Origin of the sequence: Pseudomonas sp. FeS53a, from assembly GCF_000931385.1 — a bacterium.
GTDB lineage: Bacteria > Pseudomonadota > Gammaproteobacteria > Pseudomonadales > Pseudomonadaceae > Metapseudomonas > Metapseudomonas otitidis.
Map to the genome: position 1 here is coordinate 86,194 of NZ_JYFT01000078.1, position 22,296 is coordinate 108,489.

23 protein-coding genes are annotated in these 22,296 nt (G+C 69.1%); 9 read left to right on the top strand and 14 right to left on the bottom strand.

Features of this window, described 5'->3' with window-relative positions; all coding sequences use genetic code 11:
- The 3 genes from SZ55_RS24785 to SZ55_RS24795 all read left to right on the top strand — a co-directional run bounded on the left by SZ55_RS24785 (position 1) and on the right by SZ55_RS24795 (position 3,353).
- Positions 1–1,833 (top strand): GldG family protein, encoded by a 1,833-nt coding sequence (locus SZ55_RS24785; RefSeq protein WP_044413240.1) that lies wholly within the window; start codon positions 1–3, stop codon positions 1,831–1,833.
- 9 nt (positions 1,834–1,842) lie between these two features.
- On the top strand, positions 1,843–2,826 hold the full coding sequence (locus tag SZ55_RS24790; RefSeq protein ID WP_044413242.1) for a DUF4340 domain-containing protein: 984 nt from the start codon (positions 1,843–1,845) through the stop codon (positions 2,824–2,826).
- A gap of 317 nt (positions 2,827–3,143) precedes the next feature.
- The gene (locus SZ55_RS24795; protein WP_044413245.1) at positions 3,144–3,353 is read left to right on the top strand and encodes a cold-shock protein; all 210 of its coding nucleotides are present in this window, start codon (positions 3,144–3,146) and stop codon (positions 3,351–3,353) included.
- A gap of 286 nt (positions 3,354–3,639) precedes the next feature.
- Here the strand turns inward: SZ55_RS24795 and SZ55_RS24800 are convergent, their stop codons facing one another.
- From SZ55_RS24800 to metG, 9 genes are all read right to left on the bottom strand, one after another.
- Entirely contained in the window at positions 3,640–3,819 is a 180-nt protein-coding gene (locus SZ55_RS24800; RefSeq protein WP_044413248.1) for a PA3496 family putative envelope integrity protein, read from the bottom strand.
- Positions 3,820–3,927: 108 nt separating this feature from the next.
- Positions 3,928–4,566 carry an endonuclease III gene (gene nth / locus SZ55_RS24805; RefSeq protein WP_044413251.1) on the bottom strand — a complete coding sequence of 213 codons (639 nt, stop codon included), beginning with the start codon at positions 4,564–4,566 and terminating at the stop codon, positions 3,928–3,930.
- Positions 4,567–4,613: 47 nt separating this feature from the next.
- Positions 4,614–5,165: an Rnf-Nqr domain containing protein gene (locus SZ55_RS24810; protein WP_044413253.1), complete on the bottom strand. Its 552-nt coding sequence runs from the start codon at positions 5,163–5,165 to the stop codon at positions 4,614–4,616.
- A complete protein-coding gene (locus SZ55_RS24815) occupies positions 5,162–5,764 on the bottom strand; it encodes an RnfABCDGE type electron transport complex subunit G (protein WP_052807665.1) in 603 nt (200 codons plus the stop codon). The genes SZ55_RS24810 and SZ55_RS24815 overlap by 4 nt, the downstream gene beginning before the upstream one ends.
- Positions 5,761–6,765 carry an RnfABCDGE type electron transport complex subunit D gene (locus SZ55_RS24820; RefSeq protein ID WP_044413255.1) on the bottom strand — a complete coding sequence of 335 codons (1,005 nt, stop codon included), beginning with the start codon at positions 6,763–6,765 and terminating at the stop codon, positions 5,761–5,763. Before SZ55_RS24820 ends, SZ55_RS24815 begins: the two co-directional genes overlap by 4 nt.
- A gap of 7 nt (positions 6,766–6,772) precedes the next feature.
- Complete coding sequence (gene rsxB, locus SZ55_RS24825; RefSeq protein WP_044413258.1) at positions 6,773–8,155, bottom strand: electron transport complex subunit RsxB; 1,383 nt, start codon at positions 8,153–8,155, stop codon at positions 6,773–6,775.
- Positions 8,152–8,703 (bottom strand): Rnf-Nqr domain containing protein, encoded by a 552-nt coding sequence (locus tag SZ55_RS24830; RefSeq protein WP_044413260.1) that lies wholly within the window; start codon positions 8,701–8,703, stop codon positions 8,152–8,154. Before SZ55_RS24830 ends, rsxB begins: the two co-directional genes overlap by 4 nt.
- Before the next feature lie 103 nt (positions 8,704–8,806).
- Positions 8,807–9,607 (bottom strand): DUF4349 domain-containing protein, encoded by an 801-nt coding sequence (locus SZ55_RS24835; protein ID WP_442963714.1) that lies wholly within the window; start codon positions 9,605–9,607, stop codon positions 8,807–8,809.
- A gap of 90 nt (positions 9,608–9,697) precedes the next feature.
- Entirely contained in the window at positions 9,698–11,740 is a 2,043-nt protein-coding gene (gene metG / locus SZ55_RS24840; protein ID WP_044413266.1) for a methionine--tRNA ligase, read from the bottom strand.
- 146 nt (positions 11,741–11,886) lie between these two features.
- Here metG and apbC point away from each other — a divergent pair, with 146 nt between their 5' ends.
- Positions 11,887–12,981: an iron-sulfur cluster carrier protein ApbC gene (apbC, locus tag SZ55_RS24845; RefSeq protein WP_044413269.1), complete on the top strand. Its 1,095-nt coding sequence runs from the start codon at positions 11,887–11,889 to the stop codon at positions 12,979–12,981.
- A 39-nt stretch (positions 12,982–13,020) separates the two neighbouring features.
- Here apbC and SZ55_RS24850 read toward each other — a convergent pair whose 3' ends face one another.
- Together SZ55_RS24850 and SZ55_RS24855 are read right to left on the bottom strand one after the other, a co-directional pair.
- Positions 13,021–13,515 (bottom strand): rod shape-determining protein, encoded by a 495-nt coding sequence (locus SZ55_RS24850; RefSeq protein ID WP_044413272.1) that lies wholly within the window; start codon positions 13,513–13,515, stop codon positions 13,021–13,023.
- Between the two features lie 76 nt (positions 13,516–13,591).
- Positions 13,592–14,332, bottom strand: coding sequence for a glycine-rich domain-containing protein (locus SZ55_RS24855; RefSeq protein WP_044413276.1), 741 nt, complete (start codon positions 14,330–14,332; stop codon positions 13,592–13,594).
- Between the two features lie 173 nt (positions 14,333–14,505).
- Here SZ55_RS24855 and dcd point away from each other — a divergent pair, with 173 nt between their 5' ends.
- From dcd to SZ55_RS28220, 5 genes are all read left to right on the top strand, one after another.
- Positions 14,506–15,072, top strand: a complete 567-nt coding sequence (gene dcd / locus SZ55_RS24860; protein WP_044413278.1) for a dCTP deaminase — start codon at positions 14,506–14,508, stop codon at positions 15,070–15,072.
- Positions 15,073–15,174: 102 nt separating this feature from the next.
- The gene (locus SZ55_RS24865) at positions 15,175–17,886 is read left to right on the top strand and encodes an ATP-binding protein (protein WP_152644544.1); all 2,712 of its coding nucleotides are present in this window, start codon (positions 15,175–15,177) and stop codon (positions 17,884–17,886) included.
- Positions 17,887–17,952: 66 nt separating this feature from the next.
- Positions 17,953–18,678: a response regulator transcription factor gene (locus SZ55_RS24870; protein ID WP_044413284.1), complete on the top strand. Its 726-nt coding sequence runs from the start codon at positions 17,953–17,955 to the stop codon at positions 18,676–18,678.
- 25 nt (positions 18,679–18,703) lie between these two features.
- Positions 18,704–19,255 (top strand): hypothetical protein, encoded by a 552-nt coding sequence (locus SZ55_RS24875; RefSeq protein WP_052807666.1) that lies wholly within the window; start codon positions 18,704–18,706, stop codon positions 19,253–19,255.
- Positions 19,252–19,476: a hypothetical protein gene (locus tag SZ55_RS28220; RefSeq protein ID WP_142011487.1), complete on the top strand. Its 225-nt coding sequence runs from the start codon at positions 19,252–19,254 to the stop codon at positions 19,474–19,476. Before SZ55_RS24875 ends, SZ55_RS28220 begins: the two co-directional genes overlap by 4 nt.
- Positions 19,477–19,555: 79 nt before the next feature.
- Here the strand turns inward: SZ55_RS28220 and nadE are convergent, their stop codons facing one another.
- Genes nadE through SZ55_RS24890 form a run of 3 tightly spaced genes read right to left on the bottom strand, consistent with a single transcriptional unit; the run spans position 19,556 to position 22,289 of the window.
- Positions 19,556–20,383 carry an ammonia-dependent NAD(+) synthetase gene (nadE, locus tag SZ55_RS24880; RefSeq protein ID WP_044413286.1) on the bottom strand — a complete coding sequence of 276 codons (828 nt, stop codon included), beginning with the start codon at positions 20,381–20,383 and terminating at the stop codon, positions 19,556–19,558.
- Positions 20,384–20,394: 11 nt separating this feature from the next.
- On the bottom strand, positions 20,395–21,597 hold the full coding sequence (gene pncB / locus SZ55_RS24885; RefSeq protein WP_044413289.1) for a nicotinate phosphoribosyltransferase: 1,203 nt from the start codon (positions 21,595–21,597) through the stop codon (positions 20,395–20,397).
- 2 nt (positions 21,598–21,599) lie between these two features.
- Positions 21,600–22,289: a nicotinamidase gene (locus SZ55_RS24890; RefSeq protein ID WP_442963712.1), complete on the bottom strand. Its 690-nt coding sequence runs from the start codon at positions 22,287–22,289 to the stop codon at positions 21,600–21,602.
- Between the last annotated feature and the right edge of the window lie 7 nt (positions 22,290–22,296).

Below are 22,296 nucleotides of genomic sequence, written 5' to 3' on the forward strand. Positions count from 1 at the left end.
ATGAAGAAACTGATGTATTCCAGCGCCGGCCTGCTGCTCATCGCCCTGGCCTTCCTGGCGTTCAACATGGTCTCGGGCCTGGCGCTGACCAACGCCCGCCTCGACCTCACCGAGCAGAAGCTCTACACCATTTCCGACGGCACCCGGCAGATCCTCGGGGAGCTGGACGAGCCCATCAACCTGTACTTCTTCTACTCCGACAAGTCCGCCAAGGACCTGGTGGTGCTGCGCAACTACGCCCGCCGCGTGGAGGAGATGCTCAAGGCCTACGCCCAGGCGGCGGACGGCAAGATCAAGCTGCACATCGTCGACCCCGAGCCCTTCTCCGAGGACGAGGACAAGGCCGCCGAGTTCGGCCTCCAGGCGGTGCCCGCCCAGCAGGGTGGCGACGCCATCTACTTCGGCCTGGCCGGCACCAACAGCGTCGACGACCACCAGGTGATCCCGTTCTTCCCGCTGGACCAGGAAGAGTTCCTCGAATACGAGGTCAGCCGCCTGGTGCAGAGCCTGGCGCATCCCCAGCGCCCGGTGGTCGGCGTGCTCTCCGGGCTGCCGCTCAACGGCGGCTTCGACATGCAGACCCAGCAGCCCAGCTCGCCGTGGATGGTGATGGAGGAAATCCGCCAGCTGTTCCAGATCGAGAGCCTCAAGCCCGACGTCGACCAGATCCCCGACAAGGTCTCGGTGCTGCTGCTGGTGCACCCGAAGAACCTGTCCGAGCAGACCCAGTACGCCATCGACCAGTTCGTCCTGCGGGGCGGAAAGCTGCTGGCCTTCGTCGACCCCTGGAGCGAAGCCGACCACGCCATGCCGATGCCCGGCGAGATGGGCGGCGAGGGCAAGAGCTCCGACCTGCCGGCGCTGTTCAAGGCCTGGGGCTTCGAGATGCTGCCCGGCAAGGTACTGGGCGACGGTGCCTACGCCATGTCGGTGAGCATGGGCCAGGGCGAGCGCCCGGCCCGTCATCCGGCCTGGCTGACCCTGCCGCGCCAGGCGCTGGACCCGAGCGACGTGGCCACCGCCAACCTGGAGACCCTGACGGTCGCCACCGCCGGCATCCTGCGCCCGCTGGAGGGTGCCAAGACCCACTTCGTGCCGCTGATCCACAGCTCCGAGTACGCCATGCCGTTCGACGCCCAGCGCTTCGCCATGCTGCGCAACCCGCAGGAGCTGATGGGCGAGCTGAACCCCAGCGGTGACCGCTACACCGTCGCGGCCCGTATCAGCGGGCCGGCACAGAGCGCCTTCCCCGACGGCATCGAAGGGCGCAAGGACGGGCTGAAGTCGGCCGACAACATCAACGTCATCGTGGTCGCCGACACCGACATGCTCAGCGACCGCATGTGGGTGCAGGTTCAGGACTTCTTCGGCCAGCGCGTGCCGCAGCCCTGGGCGGACAACTCCGCCTTCGCCATCAACGCCCTGGACAACCTCTCCGGCTCCGAGGCACTGATCAGCGTGCGCTCCCGCGGTCGCTTCACCCGCCCCTTCACCGTGGTGGAAGACCTCCAGCGCCAGGCCGAAGCGCGTTTCCGCGAGCAGGAGCAGGCCCTCAAGCAGCGCCTGTCCGAGACCGAGGAGAAGCTGGCCAGCCTGCAGAACCAGGACCCGGCCAAAGCCCTGGAACTGACCCCCGAGCAGCAGGCCACCCTGCAGCAGTTCATGCAGGAGAAGCTGCGCATCCGCAAGGAACTGCGCGAGGTCAACTACCAGCTCAACGCCGACATCGAGAAGCTCGGCCGCACGCTCAAGTTCATCAACATCGCCCTGGTGCCGCTGGTGCTGACCCTGGGCGTGCTGCTGCTGTGGGCCTGGCGCCGTCGCCGCGCCTGAGGAGAGGACATGGGACGCAAGGCTTTCATCTTCCTGTTCATCCTGGCCGCCGCACTGGGCGGCACCTACCTGGCGCTGCAGCGCCAGGCGGGGCCGACGCCGGGGGCGCAGGCCCAGGCCTGGCTGCCGGCCCTGCAGGGCCGGCTGGCCGACATCGATGCCATCGAGGTGCAGCGGCCCGGTCAACCGCCGGTGCACCTGGCGCGTCGCGACTCCACCTGGGTGGTGGCGGACAAGGCCGGCTACCCGGCCGATGCCCGCGCCGTGGCCGACCTGCTGCGGGCCCTGGGCGAGGCGCGCCGGGTCGAGGCGCGTACTGCCAAGCCTGAGCTGCACGCCCAGCTGGGCCTGGCCGAGAAACCCGGGGAAGGCCAGGCCCTGCGCCTGGTGGTGCGCGGGCAGAACGGCCTGCCGCAGCAGGACCTGCTGATCGGCAAGCCCGGCCAGCAGGGCAAGGGGCAACTGGTGCGCCTGCCCGGCGACGACCAGAGCTGGCTGATCGACCGGCGCATCGAGCTGCCCGAGACCGAGCTGGCCTGGCTCGACCGGCGCATCGCCGCCATTCCCTTCTCCAGCGTGCGCCAGGTCGAAGTCCGCTACCCCCAGGGCAAGGAACTGACGGTGTACCGCGACGCCGAGAACGAGCCGAACATGAAGGTCCGCCAGCTGCCGGCCGGTCGCAAGCTGGCCTACGAGGCAGCGGCCAACGGCATGGCGGCGGTGTTCGCCGGCCTGCAGTTCGCCGACGCCGCGCCGCTGGACCAGGTCCAGTTCAAGGACAAGCCGCTGCTCAGCTTCGAACTGCAGACCTTCGCCGGCGGCCGCCTCACCGGCGAACTGCTGGGGCAGGGTGAGCAGTACTGGCTGCGCCTGACCGGCCAGGAGAAGCTCGACGACCAGGTACCGGGGCGTACCGATTGGGCCTACCTGATCGAGCCTTTCCAGTACCAGGCACTGGCCCGAAAGCTGGAGGACCTGCTCTCGGCGAAGTGAGCCTCAGGGCGTTTCCGGGCCCTGCCCAGGGGCCCGGAGCGCCTTCGCCGAAATGCCCCATTTTGTGACGCGAAAGCCCCGGAAAAGGGCGTGAACACCTAGTCTCACGGCGTTTTCCGCATGCCGGAAAAAAGTGCTTTTCTGTAGCATTTCCTGTCGTATACTCCGGGCGCGGTGGTTAAAAGAACGCCTTTCGGAGTACCCGCCCACGCCTCGTCAGACCGCGGTCGGATATCGAGAAAAATACGTCTTTACCAACCCGTCTAAGTCCCAGGATTGGGGCCAACAACAAAATTGCGAGTTTGGAGAGAGTAGTAATGGCTGATCGTGAGGTCGGAACCGTCAAGTGGTTCAATGACGCTAAAGGCTATGGATTCATCCAGCGTGAAAGCGGTCCGGATGTATTCGTTCACTACCGCGCTATCCGCGGCGAAGGTCACCGTTCCCTGGTCGAAGGCCAGAAGGTCGAGTTCTCGGTGATCCAGGGCCAGAAAGGCCTGCAGGCGGAAGACGTCGCCCGCGTCTGAGTCTCCAAGCGAAAGGCCCGTCCAAGCGACGGGCCTTTTGTTTGTCCCCTTCTTGCCGCTGTCCAGCGGCGCCCCTTCGTGACCTGCCGTTCTCGCCCGCTCGCTGACCGCTGGCGAAGGCGTTTGCGGGCTGCCGCTCCAGCGCCCGACTGCACCGCATGAATGCTCTGCGCACTTTTTTGCTGCTCTTCAGCGCCTTGCAACCGTCCTGCTCTGCAACGCGCGGCTGGCGGTGCACGGCCAACAAAAAGCCCCGCAGGTGCGGGGCTCTTTCAGGCGCTGTCGATCACAGGTCGAAGTCGTAGTCGTTCAGCTGCTTCTGCAGGCGACGCTCTTCGAGGTAGTTGTCGATGATGCGCCGCTTGGTCAGGTTGGTCTTGGCCACTTCGGCAGGCGCCTCGGCTTCTTCCGCTTCCTCGGCGATGAAGTCTTCCTCGATCTCGATCTCTTCTTTGACAGTGCTCATTCAGGTCACTCCACGATGCGGGGCGGTGATGGCGCACCTTATAGCGACAAAGAATCGGCCGGTAAAAAAGATTTTTTCAATTGAAAACCAGGACTTTGCAGGGTCCGCTCAATCGTCCGAAGTCTTCGCCTTGTACTCGCACAAGTCCTCGATCCGGCAGGCTCCGCAGCGCGGCTTCCGGGCGACGCACACATAGCGCCCATGGAGGATCAGCCAATGGTGGGCGTCGAGCAGGTAGTCCTTCGGCACGAACTTCACCAGCTTCTTCTCCACCTCCAGCACGGTCTTGCCCGGGGCGATGCCGGTGCGGTTGCTGACGCGGAAGATGTGGGTGTCCACCGCCATCACCGGCTGGCGGAAGGCGGTGTTGAGCACCACGTTCGCCGTCTTGCGGCCCACGCCGGGCAGGGCCTCCAGGTCCTCGCGGTTGTCCGGCACCTGGCTGCCGTGCTTCTCCATGAGGATGCGGCAGGTCTCGATGACGTTCTTCGCCTTGCTGTTGTACAGGCCGATGGTCTTGATGTACTCCGACAGGCCCTCCACCCCCAGCGCGTGGATGGCTTCGGGGGTATTGGCCACGGGGTACAGCCGGGCAGTGGCCTTGTTGACGCTGACGTCGGTGGCCTGGGCGGAGAGGATCACCGCGATCAGCAGTTCGAAGGGCGTGGTGTAGGCCAGCTCGGTCTTGGGATCGGGGTTGTCTTCGTGCAGGCGACGGAAGATTTCCAGGCGTTTGGCAGCGTTCATGGCATTCGGCTTTTCACGGTGGATTCAGGGTGGGGCGCGAACCGCGCTCAGGGCAAGGCGCGACGCAGCGGCACCCACAGCAGGGCGAGCAGGATAAGCCCTCCCGGCGCCGAGGCGAAGAGCGGGACACCATGGCCGGCGAACGTGAGGCCCAGTGTGCCCAGGCCCAGCCAGTCGCCGTGGGCCAGCAGGCTGGCATGGCCGATGCCCTCGCGCAGCGTGCCGAGCAGCAGGGCCAGCAGGCTGAACGCCAGGCCTGCCCTGAGGCCATCGCTGGCCCGGCCCGGTGCCTCCAGCGCCAGGTGCAGGCACGGCAGGGCCAGCAGCCACAGCCAGGGGTCTAGGGCCTGGTGCAGGTCGTAGGCGAAGGCCCGCAGGAGCTGGTCGGCCAGCGCCACGCCGCAGCCAGCCAGCATCAGCGTCCCGATCCAGAAGGCCCGGCCCGCCAGATGGCGATGCAGCCAAGGCAGCAGGGCCCCGACTCCGGCCAGCAAGGGCAGGGCAACCAGGGCCAGGCCCAGGGCTTTCACCAGCAGGTCGCTGGCCCCCAGCAGCGGTGCCAGGCCGAGCAATGCAGCGGTGCGTGCAGGCGTGCTCATGGCGTGGCTCCCAGCAAGGCGTCGCGGTGGGCATCGAAGTAGCGCAGACCCGCCTGGACGCCCGCCACCACGGCGCGGGAGGTGATGGTGGCGCCGGCGATCTGGTCGACATCGCCACCATCCGCGCGGACCCGCCATTCCCCCGGCTGCTCCGCCAGGTTCCGGCCTGCCAGGTTGCCCAGCCAGGGGCTGCGGGAGGCTTCGATGCGATCGCCGATTCCCGGTGTTTCCCGGTGCGCCAGGACCTTGCTGTGCAGCAGCCGGCCATCCGGCGCGATGGCCAGCAACAGGTCGATGGGCCCTTCATAGCCCCGCGCCCGTACCGGCAGCAGCACGGCCACCAGGCGCTCGCCCTGGCGCGCGCGCCAGGCGGTGGCCGGTGAGGGGCTGCCCAGGTCGTCAGCCCCGGTCAGGGGCAGGGCGTCCTGCAGGGGGTGGTTGTCATAGCTGCCGGCGGGCAGCAGGTCGAGCAGGGCACGCTCGGCAGAGGCCTCGGCGGCCGCCTGCTGGCGAGGGGCGAGTACGCCGTGCAGCGCCGTGAGCAGGCCCATCGCCAGGGCGGCGGCCACCAGCAGGCACGCGAGGCTGCGCCCGTTCACGGAGAGGGCCTCGCGCGCTGGGCCCAGCGCTCCAGCGCCGGCACCGCCAGGTTCATCAGCAGCACGGCGAAGGCCATGCCGTCGGCATAGCCGCCCCAGGTGCGGATCACGTAGACCAGCACGCCAACGCCCAGGCCGAATGCCAGCCGCGCCCGGTCGGCACTGGGGCCGGAGACCGGCTCGGTGACGATGAAGAAGGCGCCGAGCATGGTGGCGCCGGAGAGCAGGTGCAGCAGCGGCGAGCCGTTGGAGTCCGAGCCGCTGCCGTTCCAGCCCAGCAGGCTGGCGACGAACAGCCCGGCGATCAGCCCCACCGGGGCGTGCCAGCGGATCACCCGGCGTTGCAGCAGCCACAGGCCGCCTACGAGGAAGGCGAGGTTGACCCATTCCGCACCGCGCCCGCCGAGGTGGCCGAAGGCGGCGTTGCGGGCGAACAGTTCGTCGATGGTCAGGCGGTCGTTGTGGCGCAGGCTGTCCAGCACCGTGGCCTGGCTCCAGCCGTCCACCAGGCCGCTGCCCAGGCCCAGCACCTGCTGCAGCGCAGCCAGCAGGCCGTGGGGTTGGCCGGCAACGGGCCATTGGGCCATCTGCGCCGGGAAGGCCAGCAGGGCCAGGGCGAAGCCGAGCATGGCGGGGTTGAAGGGGTTGCGGCCGAAACCGCCGAAGACCGACTTGCCCAGCAGGATGGCCGCCGCGCAGGCCAGCAGGGTCAGCCAGGCGGGGCTATAGGGCGGCAGGGCCAGGGCCAGCAGGGTGGCCGTCACCAGGGCGCTGCCCTCGGCCAGCCAGGGGCGGCCGAACAGGGCCTCGTCCGGGGCGACGCGCTGCCCGCGCAGGCGCCGCACCAGCGCCTCGCAAGCCAGGGCGCAGGGGATCGCCAGGGCCAGTTGCAGCAAGGTGCCGAACCCGTAGTGCCAGAGCTGGACCAGCAGGCCCGGCAGGCACGCCAGCAGCACCAGGCTCATGGCCGGGCGCGGGTCGAAACCGGGAGCGCTGGCCATGGCCGGCTCAGGCCTCGGGGTGTTCGCCGAGGCGGCGTTCGGCTTCGGCCAGGCGGGCCTGGGCGCGGCCGATGGCAGCCTCGTCGCGGGGTTGGCGGCGCTCCAGGCGGCTGACCTCGGCACGGGCCATGGCCAGCTCGGTCTTCAGCGCGCGCAGGGCCGGGTCCACCGGGCGCTTGTCGATGCGCTGCAGCTCGGGCGGCGCCTTGCCGCAGGCATCCTCGGCGGCATGCAGGGCGGCCTCGGCGTCGGTCAGGGCCTGGCGCAGCGGCGCCAGCTCGGCTTCGTCCGCGCCACGGGCCTCGGCGCTGCGCAACGCGCCCCGACGGGTCACCAGGGCGACCTTGGCCTGCTTGAGCGCGGCCTCGCCCGCGCTGGGCGGCGTGGCCGGCTGTGCTGCCTGCAGGCGCGCCAGGGCGGCCTCGGCGGCATCCACCGCCTGTTGCAGGGCGGCCAGCTGGGTCTGCTGCCCGGCATCCGGTTCGGCGCCATAGGCCTTCTGCGCCTTGGCCAACTGGGCGCGGCTCATGGCGGCTTCGATCTTTGCCTTCTTCAGCGCTGCTTCGTCCGTGACCGGCGCGGGGGCGGCGCTGGCATGGGCCAGGGCGGCGTCCGCCCGCTCGCTGGCGGCCTTGAGTTCGGCCACCTGGGCGGCGAGGTCGGAGGTGCCGTAGGTGGCGTACTGCTTCTCCGCACGGGACAGCGCCACGCGGGCCATGGCCGCTTCCACCTTGAGGCGCTTCTGTTCGTCGCTGAGGGTGCCGGCGGCGGCCTTCTGGGCCTTGACCCGTTCGATGGCGGCCTGCACCGGGTCGATGCTGGCGGCGGCTTCGTTGCGGGCCTTTTCCTGGGCGTGGGCCTGGCGCTGTGCGCGAGCTTCGCGCTCGGCCTGGCGGCGGGCTTCGTCACGGGCCAGGCGGGCGTTGCGCTGCTCGAAGCGCTGGCGGAACTGGTCGGCCCGCTCGCGCTGGGCGCTGGCGTCCGGCTCGGCCAGGGGCAGGATGTCGATGCAGTCCACCGGGCAGGGCGCGACGCAGAGTTCGCAGCCGGTGCACTCGTCGCGGATGACCGTGTGCATCTGCCGCGCGGCCCCGACGATGGCGTCGGTCGGGCAGGCCTGGATGCACTTGGTGCAGCCGATGCACTCGGCCTCGCGGATGAAGGCGACCTGCGGCGGGACCGGGCCATTGGGCGCGTCCAGTGGCAGGACCGGCACCTGCAGCAGGTCGGCCAGGGCGATGATGGTCACCTGGCCGCCGGGCGGGCACTTGTTGATGGCTTCGCCCCGGGCGATGCCTTCGGCATAGGGGCGGCAGCCGGGGTGGCCGCACTTGCCGCACTGGGTCTGCGGCAGCAGGGCGTCGATGCGCTGGACAAGGGGCTGGCTCATGGCGCCACCAGGCCGTTGAAGCCCATCAGCGCGACGCCCATGAGGCCGGCGCAGAGCAGGGTGATCGGCGTGCCGCGCAGGGGCGCGGGTACATCGGCGGCGTCGACCCGTTGCATCAGGTCGGCGAACAGCCCCAGTGCCAGCCAGAAGCCGAGGCCACCTGCCAGGCCGAGGCCCAGCGCGTGGACGAAACCACTGCTGGCGGCCAGGTACAGGCCACCGAGTACCGCGCCATTGCCCAGCAGCAGCGGGAACAGGCCGTTCGGTACGTCGGCGGTGCCGGGCAGGCGCTTGAGCAGCGCCAGCGCGGCCCAGGCCAGGGGCGCCAGCAGGGGCAGCAGCACCAGCGGGCGCAGGTGGTCCAGGGCCAGGGGGGCCAGCAGAAGGCGGTCGAGCAGCCAGGCCAGGGGAAGCCCCAGGGCCAGCATCAGGCCGCCGGCACGGGCCAGGGCCTGCAGACGGGGCTGGGCGTCGCCACCCGCTGCCTGTGCCAGCAGCAGGTTGTTGACCAGGGCTGCGCCCAACAGCGCGATGAGGAGATCGGTCATGGATTCGGGACGGGCCGGATCGTTCACAAAGGGCCGCGTATTATCCGGGATGGCGCCGGGCGGGTACAGGGCCGCCCCGGGGCGACCCTGGTCCCAGCCCTGTTCAGCCTTGGGCAGCGGCCTTGTTGCGGCCCGTGGCGCGGCGCCACAGCCCGCGCACCAGCAGCGCCAGGGGGAAGAGGATGACCACGAAGGGAATGCCGTAGCCGAGCATCTCCAGGGCCTGGGCGGTGCCTTCGGTGGCGTTGTCCAGCAGGCCGGCGGCAGCCTCGCCGATGCGCGACAGGCGGCTCGGGCGCTGCTGGTCGGTGGTGAAGTCCAGAGTCAGCAGGTTGGTGGCGATGCGCCGTTGCTGCTGGGCGGACTCCTGGGCATTGGCGGCCAGCTGCACCTCCAGCTCGGCCATTTCCCGGGCCAGGGCCAGCAGGTCGGCGACGGCCAGGTCCTTGCGCTCCTGGAAGGCTTGCAGGGTCTTGTACTGGCGCTCCAGGCGCTCGTGGGTGCGGGCGTTGTCGCCCACCGCCTGGGCCAGGTCTTCGGCGCGGGTGGTGCGGCTTTGCAGCTCGCCACCCTCGGCGGCCAGGGCCACGATCTTCTCCACGCCTTCGGGCACGATGCGCAGCACCAGCTGGCCGGCGCGGTAGCCGCCCTGGTTCTGCTCGATGGCCAGCAGCTCGCAGCTGCCGAAGCGGCCGTCGTTGCAGGCTTCGCGGGTGGCGGCCAGACGCGGGGCAACGGCCTCGGCGGCGAGGTGGATGGAGACTTGGTGCTCGTAGGCGAGGAAGGCGCCGGGCTTGGAAGTTTCGCCCTGGAGGGCGGCACCGCCGCTCGCCTCGCGGTCCGACGGGGAGCAGCCGGCCAGGGCGGTGAGGGCCAGCAGGAAGGGGAGGGTCCAGTGCTTGATCATGGGCGTTCCTTGCAGGGTGTTCGTGGGGCTGAAACGACGAAGCGCCTGGCCGGTGACCGGGCAGGCGCTTCGCGAGGGCGGCGCGGCTTACTTGACGCGCTGGCCCGGCTTGGCGCCGCTGTCGGGGCTGAGCAGGTAGATCTCCTCGCCGCCGGGGCCGGCCGCCAGGACCATGCCTTCGGAGACGCCGAACTTCATCTTGCGCGCAGCCAGGTTGGCCACGTACAGGGTCAGGCGGCCTTCCAGCTTGCTCGGGTCCGGGTAGGCGCTCTTGATGCCGGAGAACACGTTGCGCTTGGCGTCGCCGATGTCCAGGGTCAGGCGCAGCAGCTTGTCGGCACCCTCGACGAACTCGGCCTTCTCGATCAGGGCGATGCGCAGGTCCACGGCGGCGAAGGCGTCGAAGGCGATTTCCGGAGCCAGCGGCTCCTTGGTCAGCTCGCCGTTGCCGGCGGGGGCCGGGGCGGCGTTCTGGGCAGCGAGGTCTTCCTTGGAGGCAGCGATCATGGCGTCGATCTTCACGGGGTCGATCCGGGTCATCAGCGGGTTGAAGGGGTTCAGGTCGTGGTCGGCCAGCAGCACCTGGTGGTCGTTCCAGCTCAGCGGGGCGACGTTGAGGAACTGCTCGGCGGCGGCGGCCAGGTTCGGCAGCACCGGCTTGAGGAAGATCACCAGCTGGCGGAACAGGTTCACGCCGGCGGCGCAGATGGCCTGCACCTCGGCCTGCTTGCCGTCCTGCTTGTTCAGGGCCCAGGGCGCCTTGTCGGCGATCCAGGCGTTGGCGCGGTCGGCCAGCGCCATGATCTCGCGCATGGCCCGGGCGAAGTCGCGGTTCTCATAGGCCTCGGCGATGCTCGGCGCGGCGCTGGCGAACTCGGCGAACAGCTCCGGCGCGGCATTCTCGGCCACCAGGCGGCCGCTGTTGCCCTTGTGGATGAAACCGGCGCAGCGGCTGGCGATGTTGACCACCTTGCCCACCAGGTCGGAGTTCACCTTCTGCACGAAGTCCTCCAGGTTCAGGTCGAGGTCGTCGACGCTGCGGCTGAGCTTGGAGGCGTAGTAGTAGCGCAGGTATTCCGGGTCCAGGTGGTCCAGGTAGGTGCGGGCCTTGATGAAGGTGCCGCGGGACTTGGACATCTTCTGGCCGTTGACGGTCAGGTAGCCGTGCACGTTCAGCGCGGTGGGCTTGCGGAAGCCGGCGCCTTCGAGCATGGCGGGCCAGAACAGGGCGTGGAAGTTGACGATGTCCTTGCCGATGAAGTGGTACAGCTCGGCGCTGGAGTCCTTGGCCCAGTAGGCGTCGAAGTCCAGCTCCGGGCGGCGCGCACAGAGGTTCTGGAAGCTGGCCATGTAGCCGATGGGGGCATCCAGCCAGACGTAGAAGTACTTGCCCGGCGCGTCGGGGATCTCGAAGCCGAAGTAGGGCGCATCACGGCTGATGTCCCACTGCTGCAGGCCGGCGTCCAGCCATTCGGCGATCTTGTTGGCCACCGACTCCTGCAGGGCGCCGCTGCGGGTCCACTGCTTCAGCATGGCGTCGAAGTCCGGCAGCTTGAAGAAGTAGTGCAGCGACTCCTTGAGCACCGGGGTGGCGCCGGAGATGGCCGACTTGGGGTTCTTCAGCTCGGTGGGGGCGTAGGTGGCGCCGCACACTTCGCAGTTGTCGCCGTACTGGTCCTCGGCCGCGCATTTCGGGCAGGTGCCCTTGATGAAGCGGTCGGCCAGGAACATCTGCTTGTCCGGGTCGAAGTACTGGGTCACCGGGCGGGTGGCGATGTGGCCGGCGTCGCGCAGGCGGGTGTAGATCAGGCTCGACAGCGCCTGGTTCTCCGGCGAGTGGGTGGAGTGATAGTTGTCGAAGTCCACCAGGAAGTCGGCGAAGTCGGTGGTGTGCTCGGCGCGCACGTTGTCGATCAGCTGCTCGGAGGTGATGCCCTCCTTCTCGGCGCGCAGCATGATGGCCGAACCGTGGGCGTCGTCGGCGCAGACGTAGATGGCCTGGTTGCCGCGCATCTTCTGGAAGCGCACCCAGATGTCGGTCTGGATGTACTCGACCATATGCCCCAGGTGGATGGAACCGTTGGCATAGGGGAGGGCGCTTGTCACAAGGATCTTGCGGGGCTCGGTCATGGTGCTGGGCTACCGGATACGGAACGAAGGGAAGTCGGCAACTATAAAGAGTCGCCGGCTTTTTTTCACGCCCGGAGGGCCCGGTGGCGGGAGGGCTCGGGTAGGATACCCGCCAGTTTTGCTCGGTCTTTATCTGGAGTCCCGCCATGAGCACCGTTTCCCGCGCCCAGGTCGAAGCGACCCTGCGCCAGTTCACCGATCCCCACCTCAACCAGGACCCGGTCAGCGCGGGTTGCCTGCGTGATGTCGACATCCAGGGCGGCAAGGTCAGCGTGCGCCTGGAGCTGGGCTACGCGGCCGGGCTGTTCAGGAGTGGCTGGGCGCAGACCCTGCAGATGGCCCTGGAGAACCTCGACGGCGTCGACCGCGCCGAGGTCCGCGTGGACTGCGTGATCCAGCCGCACAAGGCCCAGGAGCAGGTGCCGGCCCTGGCCAACGTGAAGAACATCATCGCCGTCGCCTCCGGCAAGGGCGGCGTCGGCAAGTCCACCACCGCCGCCAACCTGGCCCTGGCCCTGGCCCGCGAAGGCGCCCGCGTCGGCATCCTCGATGCGGACATCTACGGCCCCAGCCAGGGCATCATGTTCGGCATCCCCGAGGGCACCCGCCCGCAGGTACGCGACCAGAAGTTCTTCGTGCCGCTGGAAGCCCACGGCGTGCAGGTCATGTCCATGGCCTTCCTCACCGACGACAACACCCCGGTGGTGTGGCGCGGGCCGATGGTCTCCGGCGCGCTGATCCAGCTGATCACCCAGACCGCCTGGGACGACCTCGACTACCTGGTGGTGGACATGCCCCCGGGCACCGGCGACATCCAGCTGACCCTGGCGCAGAAGGTGCCGGTGGCCGGCAGCGTGATCGTCACCACCCCGCAGGACCTGGCCCTGCTGGACGCCAAGAAAGGCGTGGAGATGTTCCGCAAGGTCAACATCCCGGTGCTGGGCGTGGTGGAGAACATGGCCGTGCACATCTGCTCCAACTGCGGCCACGCCGAGCACCTGTTCGGCGAAGGCGGTGGCGAGAAGCTGGCGGCCCAGTACGGCGTCGACCTGCTGGCCTCGCTGCCGCTGTCCATGGCCATCCGCATGCAGTCCGACGGTGGCAAGCCCACCACCGTGGCCGACCCCGAAAGCCAGATCGCCATGATCTACCAGCAGATGGCCCGCACCGTCGGCGCGCGCATCGCCCAGGCCGGCCTGGGTGCCACGGCGATGCCGAGCATCACCATCAGCGACGATTGATCAAGGGCCCCGCTGCGCGCTTGAGGGCCTCCGGGCCCGCTAGATCGCCAGCAGCGTGCCGCCCTCCGTGGGGAACTGCCGGGCCAGCAGTTCCTCGCGGGTCAGTTCCCGGCCGACCCACAGGTGCACCTTGCGGGCACCGGCGCTGCGGCCCAGTTCGTACAGCCCACGGATTTCCACCTGGGTCAGCCCGCCCTCCAGGTGCTCCAGTGGGTGCAGGACCAGCACCGGCGCCGCGCTGGTGAAGGTCCGGGGCGCCAGTTGTCGGATGAACAGGCGCAGGGTGTTCTCCGCGAGGGTGAAATCCGCCAGCAGGGCGCGTGGGTGCTCGAAGCCGTTCACCAGCTCCACCTCGGGCTGGCCGAGCAGTTGCCGGGCTGCGTGCCCGGCCGCCAACACCGTGCGTTTGCCGTTGCGGGTCTGGATCGCCAGCACAGGTGGCTCGTCGAGCACCTGGCCCGATTTCGCATTCAGGCCGCGGAGCTGCTGCGCACGGAGCGTGATGTAGAGCAGTGGGGAGAAGGCGTCGATCATGGCGGCGTTCCAGGCGGGGAGGGCGCCAGCCTAGCGGGTGTGCGACCCGCCGTCGGTCGACCGCCTCACAGGGCGCTCAGTCCCCGCCACCGCCACATCCGCCACTGTCGCCGCCGGAGTCCCCACCGCCGGAGTCCCCGTCCCAGCTGTAGCTGATGCTCGAAGAGCTGTCGCTTACGCCACGGCCATCGCCGAAGTCGCTGGAGTCGTAGCTGCTGTCGCTGCCGACGAAGTCGCCACCGCAGTAGATGACGGTGCTGCCCGAGTCGCCCCGGTCGTCGCGGCGCACGCCCCGGCAATCAGCCACATAGAGGAAGCCGCCGGCGATGCCCAGGCGCCGGTCCAGGTCGAACAGCAGCGGCACACGGCCCGGCGTGTGCGGGTCGATGCGCTCCTGCTCGCAGGCGTACCACCAGCAGCGCCGCAGGCCGGCGTCGGCTTGCCGGGCCTTGCCGGACAGCGCCCAGGCCGGGCGGTGGTGGAGGAAGCGGCCGAAGGCGCGCTGGCAGAAGCGCCGGTATTCGCGGGTGTCGAGGATCAGCGCATGCCACAGGTCGTCCACCACCTGGGAGGGCATGGACACGTAGCCGAAGCCGCTCTTCAGGTAGCAGAGGAAGAACTGCCGCAGCCCGGCGCAGACCAGCATGCAGTCCTCCAGGCTCAGCTGCGGGTGGCGTTTGCGCAGCTCGTCGAGCAGACGCGGCGGCGGGCGGAACGCTCGGATCAGGCGTTCCCGGGCGGCGATACGGCGACGCTTCCACAGGGTGAAGCCGAAGGCGGCCGCGCACAGGCCGGGGATGACGATCCAGAAGGTCATGGTGGGTCCTTTCTCCACGAGGGCGGCCCACAGTGTCCCAGGCGGCCCGGACGCTTCAAGCCCCTCGCGCTGCCGCTGGGCGGCAGGCCACGGAACCCGGCGCTGCCCTTTGCCCGGAACGTGCGCGACCGGTAAGATTCGCGGTCAAATTTCGCCTCACAGGAACACCCGCCATGAGCATCAAATCGGACAAGTGGATTCGCCGCATGGCACTGGAACACGGCATGATCGAGCCCTTCGTCGAGCGCCAGGTGCGCGGCGCGGACGACAGCCGGGTGATCTCCTACGGGGTGTCCAGCTACGGCTACGACGTGCGTTGCGCTGCCGAGTTCAAGGTCTTCACCAACATCCACTCGGCCGTGGTGGACCCGAAGAACTTCGACGAGAAGAGCTTCGTCGACATCAACAGCGACGTCTGCATCATCCCGCCGAACTCCTTCGCCCTGGCTCGTACCGTCGAGTACTTCCGCATCCCCCGCGACGTGCTGACCATCTGCCTGGGCAAGAGCACCTATGCCCGCTGCGGCATCATCGTCAACGTCACCCCGCTGGAGCCGGAGTGGGAGGGCCACGTGACCCTGGAGTTCTCCAACACCACCAACCTGCCGGCGAAGATCTACGCCAACGAAGGTGTGGCGCAGATGCTCTTCCTGCAATCGGACGAGGCCTGCGAGGTATCCTACAAGGACCGGGGCGGCAAGTACCAGGGCCAGGTCGGCGTGACATTGCCGAAAGCCTGACCCACACCTTCTGTCGGAAAAGCCGGGCATTGCCCGGCTTTTTCGTGAGTGGCGCTCCGCCAGCGCCTTTCCTTGAAGCCAGCCGCCCGCCGAGGGTTTCCCGTGTCCCGATTGCGCCTGTACCTGTTCCTCTGCCTGTCGCTGTGGCTGCCGGCCTGGGCCGCCCAGGCCGAGCCGCTGAACGACCTGCGGGCCTGGGACCCGGCCCAGGGCGCCCTGCACGTGCTCGACGGCACCTGGCGGCTGACCTGGCTGGAGCCGGCACGGGCAGAGCAGGAGGTGCCGCTGCCCTTCACCTGGAAGGACGGCACCCGGAAGCCCTGGGGCGAGGTGGGCTTTGGGCGCATCGAGCTGACCAGCGAGCTGCTGCTGCCCGAGTACCCGGAACCCCTGGCGCTGTACTTCGACGACTTCAAGTCCGCAGCGCGGGTCTGGATCGACGGCAGCCTGGCCTTCGAGCGCGGCCAGCCGGGGGATGCCGAGCACGAAGTGCAGCGGCTGCAGTCGGCCATCGTGCCGCTGCCCGTCGGTGCCAAACGAGTGACGGTGCGGATCGAGCTGTCCAACCACTTCCACCATGAAGGCGGCATCGACATGGAGGTGCGTGCCGGCACCCTGGCCGGCCTGGCGCTGGATGCCAGCCGCCAGCGCGCCCTGTACCTGCTGACCCTGGGCGGTGCGCTGATGATGGCGCTGTTCATGGCCCTGATGGACCGCAGCGCGGCGCGGGCGCTCGGTGGCCTGCCGTTTGCCGTGCTGCTGGTGCTGGCCGGGTTGCGCGCGGCGTCCAGCGGCGAACTGCTGGACCACTACCTGCAATGGCCGTCGGTGTGGATCTACCGCATCGAATACCTCACCGGGCACCTGTTCTCCCCGGTCTACGGCGTGTTGCTGCTGCGCCTGTTCCCCGACGAGCTGTCGCGGCGGGTGCAGCGCGTGCTGGTCGCGGTGGGCGTGCTGGGTGCGCTGGTCACCCTGGGGACACCGCCGGCCTTCTTCACCCTGACGCGGGACCCCTGCGCCATCTGGCTGCTGCTCTGCGAGCTGTACTTCCTCGGCGCCCTGGTGCTGGCCGTGCGGCGTCGGCGCCCCGGGGCCCTGGTGGCGCTGGGCGGGATGCTGGTGATGGACGTCACCATCGTCAACGACCTGCTGCTCTATTCCCTCAGCGTGCCGACCCTGAACCTGATCCCGCTGGGCATCCTCTTCTTCATGCTCTCCCACGGCGTGGTGGTGGGCAGCCGGGTGATCGACGCCCTGCAGCGCAGCAAGCAGCTGAGCCGGGACCTGCAGCGCCTCAACGCCTCCCTGGAAGCCCGCGTGGAGGAACGCACCCAGGCCTTGGCGGTGGCCCGCGACCAGGCCCTGCACGAGGCCCAGCAGTCCCTGGAGCGCCAGGCCATGCTCAGCCACGAGCTGCGTACCCCGCTGGTGGCCATCCAGGGGCACCTGCACCTGCTGCAGGGCGACGGCCTGGACGAGCAGCAGCGCCATCGCCTGGACACCGTGCGCGTCGCCGCCCAGAGCCTCACCGACGTGCTCGACGGGCTGATGCTGCTGTCCCGCGCCGAGAAGCTCGAACTGCCGCCGGCCCAGGTGTTCTCCCCGGAGCGCCTGGTGGAGGAGTGCGCTGCCATCTTCCGGCCCCAGGCCGAGGCTCGCGGCCTGCGCCTGCTCACCCGCTGTGCCGACGACCTGCCCGCCTACGTGCTGGGGCACCCCCAGCCGTTGCGCCAGGTGCTCTACAACCTGCTGGGCAACGCCCTCAAGTTCACCGACCAGGGCCAGGTGCTGGTGATCCTCGAACGCAGCAGCCAGGGCCTGGCCCTGCGGGTGGCCGATACCGGCCCCGGCATCCGCCACGAGCTGCAACCGACCCTGTTCGAGGCCTTCGTCCGCGACCCCGAAGCAGGCCAGCCCGGCATCGGCCTGGGGCTCTACATCAGCGCCCGCCTGGCCGCGCTGATGGGCGCCCGCCTGGCGCTGGACAGCGCCCCCGGCCAGGGCACGCGCATCGACCTCTGGCTGCCCTGGCAGCCGGCCGAAGCCCCGGCAGCGGAGGAGGAAGACGAAGCCGCCGCGCTGTTGCAGGGCCTGCGGGTGCTGCTGGTGGAAGACGTGGAGGTGAACCGCCTGGTGACCGCCGAACTGCTGGAGCGCTGGGGCTGCCAGGTGAGCACCGCCCGGGATGGCCGCGAGGGCGTCGAGGCCTGCGCCACGGCCACCTTCGACTTGGTGCTGATGGACCTGCGCCTGCCGGACATCGACGGCCTCACCGCCAGCCGGCTGATCCTCCAGCAGGCCCGCTCGACACCGCCCCTGCTGGTGGCCCTGACTGCCAACGCGCGGGACCTGGACCCGCGCCAGTGGCGCGAGGCCGGCTTGCGCGCGGTGCTCGGCAAGCCCCTGCGGCGCGAGGCCCTGCTGGCCGTGCTGGAGGACTGGGACATCCCCGGCGAAGCCTCGCCCACCCAGCCCGAGGAGTTCTCCGAGGCGCGCCTGGAGGCGCTGCGCGGTTGGCTCGGTCACGCCCTGTTCGACCGCCTGCTGCCCACCCTGGTGGCGTCCCTGGAGGAGGTGCGTGACGCCCTGGCGCACCTGCCCGAGGCCCCCGAGGCAGCCCGCCTGGAGCTGAGCGCCCTGTGCCACCGCCTGCGCGGCAGCACCCTGAACTTCGGGCTCGACAGCCTGGCCCAGGCCGCCGAGCGCACCGAACGGCCGGAGCAGGTGCCCGAGCTGCTGGCGATCCTGGAGCGCCACCTGCTGCTGCTCAGGGAACGCCTGCAGCGTGAAGCGGGTCGCGCAATCCCTTGACCCAGGTGGTGGCAACGCGCCTGCGGTTTGCGCCAGAATCCGCCGCCTGACGAAGAGGGGCTGTGGATGGTCGACAAGCTGCTGGTGGTCGAAGACGCGCCGGAAATCCGCGAGATGCTGGTGCTGTACCTGCGCGAAGCCGGGTTCGAGGTGCATGCCACCGACTCCGGGCGGGCCTGCCTGGAGCTGGTCCAGCAACTGCGCCCGGCCCTGGTGCTGCTGGACATCGGCCTGCCCGACCTGGACGGCCTGACCATCACCGCCCAGCTGCGCCGCAGCCAGCCGCAGCTCGGCATCATCCTGGTCACCGTGCGGGACGAGGACTACGACCGCGTGGTGGGCCTGGAGGCCGGTGCCGACGGCTACCTGACCAAGCCGCTGAACCTGCGCATCCTCCTCGCCCAGGTGCGCAGCCTGCTGCGCCGCTGTGGCCAGGGTGAGCGCGAGGCCGACTTCTCCGTACGCCTCGGGCGCTTCCGCGTCGACCTGCTGCGCCGCCGCATCAGCGATACCGCCGGTCAGGACGTGGTGCTCACCCCAGGCGAGTTCGCCCTGCTGATCGGCCTCATCGAGCGCCGGGGCAGCGCGGTCAACCGCCACGACCTCATGCAGTGCCTGCGCCGGGGCCAGGACGACGACGAGGAAGTCGACGCCCGTACCGTGGACGCCCTGATCGTGCGCCTGCGCCGCAAGCTGGAGGTCAACGCCAACCGCCCACAACTGATCCAGACCGTCTACGGCAAGGGCTACCGCCTGGCCGCCGAGGACGAGGCCAGCCTGGCCACCCCCTGAACCCACGGACCCGGGAGCTTCACCGATGAAACGCCTCTTCGCCCTTGGCCTCGCCTTGTGCCTGTCCCTGCCCCTGGCCCACGCCCGGACCCTCTCGGTAATCGGTGATCGTGAGGTGTTCGGCCTGCCCGCGGATGCCTCGCCGGAGCGCTTCGTCCAGGCCCTGGGCGAGCCCACTGTCCGGCTGCCCATGAGCGGCAACAGCCAGGGTCTGCTCTACGGCAACAGCCTGCTGCTGGTGTTCCAGGACGGGCGCCTGGCCGAGGTGCGCTGCTGGCGCCTCGACCGCTTCACCGACGAGCTCGGCCTGGGCTGGCTGCAGCGGGTGGCGCCCGGCGCGGCGACCTGGGACTTCGTGGTGGACAAGCAACTGGCCCTCGGCATGGACCGGGAGCGGGCCCTCACCCTGATGCAGGGGCTGGAGGGCGATGGCGACGAGTATTCGGACGTGCGCCAGCGTGGCAGCAGCACCCTCTGGCTGGGCTATGGGCAGTCCGGGAACTACGGCCTGGAAGGGCCGGATCGCCAGGTGGTCACGTCCCTCACCGTGACCTACGACGCCCCCGGCGACGAATGACCCGGAATCCCACGGGCTGCGTGGCGTCCCACAAGGACAGCCCCTCCGTGGAGAACCTCGCCATGCCCATCGCCGTACACGAACTCCCGGCCACCCGGCCCTGGCCCTTCTTCGCCCAGCACGTGCCTGGCGACCCCGGCGAGCCGGGTGAACCCACCCCGTCCCGCGAGCCGGGCGAGCCGACCCTGCCGGACGAACCGCCGCCCGACCCAGTCGCCTGAACTCAGTCGCCTGAAACCCAGACAGCAGAACGCCCGGCATTGCCGGGCGTTTTGCATCAAGCGCTGGTGCTTCAGGGCTTCAGGGCGCCAGCGGCAGCTCGCGCTTGTGACGGGTGTTGTCGTAGGTGCGGACGATGGCGTCATAGGCCGCCTGGCTGACCGGCTGGCCGTGCAGGAAGGCGTCGATCTCGGTGTAGCTCACGCCGTGGGCTTCCTCGTCCGGCTTGCCGGGGCGCAGCTCTTCCAGGTCGGCGGTCGGCACCTTGTTCACGGCGCTGTTCGGTGCTCCCAGGTAGGCGGCGATGGCACGCACCTGGCCTTTCACCAGGCCGGAGAGCGGGGCCAGGTCGCAGGCGCCGTCGCCGAACTTGGTGAAGAAGCCCATCACCGCTTCGGCGGCGTGGTCGGTGCCGATCACCAGGCCGTTGTTGGCGTTGGCGATGGCGAACTGCGCCACCATGCGGATGCGCGCCTTGATGTTGCCGGTGACGAAGTCGCGGCGGGCATCGGTCAGGTGGTTGAGGTGGGTGACCTGCTCGGCCAGGCCGACCACGCTGTCGGCGATGTTGACCGTCTCTTCCTCGTCGGCACGGATGAAGTTCATCGCCACCTGGGCGTCGGCTTCGTCGTGCTGCACGTTGTAGGGCAGGCGCACCGCGATGAAGCGGTAACCGTCATCGCCGGTCTCGGTGCGCAGCTCCTCCACCGAGAGCTGCGCCAGGCGGCCCGCGGTGGTGGAGTCGACGCCGCCGCTGATGCCCAGCACCAGTACCTTGAGACCGGAGGTGCGCAGGCAGTCCTTGATGAAGGCCTTGCGCCGCTCGACTTCCGCCACCAGGGCGGCCTGGTCGGCGAAGGGCGGGACCACGGCGAGGGCTTGGGCGATTTCTTGCTGGCGGTTGCTCATGGGGTGTCTCCTCAGCGTGCGTCCACGCGGAATACATGTTTCAGGTAGGTCACGAAGTTCTCGTCGCGGCACTGGGTCTTGCCCGGCGTGTCGGAGAGCTTCGCCACCGGCTGGCCGTTGCAGGCGGTCATCTTGATGACGATGTTCATCGGTTCGACCCCGGGGATGTCGCAGGTCAGCCGCGTGCCGATGCCGAAGCTGACATGGATGCGCTCATGCAGGGCGCGGTACAGCTCCAGCGCCTTGGGCAGGTCGAGACCGTCGGAGAATACGAGGGTCTTGGAGAGCGGGTCTATACCGAGCTTCTCGTAGTGGCGGATGCATTTTTCGGCCCACTCCATCGGGTCCCCGGAGTCGTGCCGCAGGCCGTCGAAGAGCTTGGCGAAGTACAGGTCGAAGTCCCGCAGGAAGGCATCGGTGGTGATGCAGTCGGTCAGCGCGATGCCGAGCAGGCCCCGGTACTCGCGGACCCAGCAGTCCAGCGCGGCGATCTGGCTGTCGATCAGGCGCGGGCCCAGTTGCTGGTGGGCCATCAGCCATTCGTGGGCCATGGTGCCGATGGGCTTGATGCCGAACTCGCGGGCCAGGTGCACGTTGCTGGTGCCGACGAAGCGCCCGGGGAAGTCGCGCTTGAGGATGTGCACCATCTCCTCCTGCACCCGGTAGGAGAAGCGCCGGCGGGTGCCGAAGTCGGCCACCTGGAAGCCCTCCAGTTCGCTCGGGCTGGCCTCGCGCTTGAGCCAGTCGAGCTTCTCGTAGAGGCGCTCGCTGGCCTGCTCGATCACCACCTCGCGGTAGCGGTAGCGGTTGCGCACCTCGCTGACGATGGCCAGCAGCGGGATCTCGAAGAGGATCACGTGCAGCCAGGGGCCGCGCAGGCGGATGCACAGCTGGCCGTCTTCGACCCCGGCCTGGACGTAGCGCATGTTGAAGCGGAACAGGCTGAGGAAGCGGATGAAGTCCGGCTTGATGAAGGGGATGCGTTCGAGGAAGGCCAGTTGGTCAGCGGTGACGCTGATCTCGGCCAGGCGCTCGATCTGGTAGCGGATCTCCGCCAGGTAGGGCGTCAGGTCCTCGGCGTTGCGGCAGCGGAACTCCCATTCCACCTCGGCGTTGGGGTAGTTGTGCAGGACCGCCTGCATCATCGTCAGCTTGTAGAAGTCGGTGTCCAGCAGGTTCTGCACGATGCGGTCGGAAAACACGCTCTCGGCCATCTTCAGCACTCCCAGGTGGTGCGGTTGAGCAGGGCATCCAGCTCGGCTTCGCCGGCGCACAGGACGATGCCCGCTGCGTTCATCTCGAGCCGAGCAGTCTCGGCGGTGGCCTCGGCAATGGCACGGCAGGCGGGGAGGTAGACGATAACCTCAAAGCCGGCGCGGCGCAGTTGCAGGGCGGTGGTTTTCACGCAGTAGTCCAGCGCCAGGCCGCCGACCAGCACATGGCTGACCGCGTTCTGCCGGAGGAATTCGATCACCCCGGTGCTGCGGCGTTCCGCCAGGTCGTGGTAGCAGGCGCCGTAGGGGTGCAGGTCGGGCTCCACGCCCTTCCACACGAAGTAGTCGTACTCCAGCGGGCGAGGCAGTTCGTCCAGCAGCTCGAAGCCGGCGGTGCCGGGCACGCAGTGGCTGACCCAGGTGATGTCGGCATTGGCCAGGGGCAGCGGTGCGAGCATCTCCGCGTGGCTGCCCACCACCCAGGGGGCGCTGGGGCTGTGGGCGTCCTTGCTGCCGATGCGCAGGGTGGCGCGGCGGGCCAGCAGGTTCAGGTGCGCCGCGATCTCGTCGCCGCCGGGCACCGGCAGTTCGTCCGGGCAGAGCGGGGTGAAGCCCTTCTGGGCGTCGACATCGAAGCTGGCGATCTTCATGGCTGCGTTCCTTTTTCGGTGACGGCTGGCTACATATTCCATCTCGTGT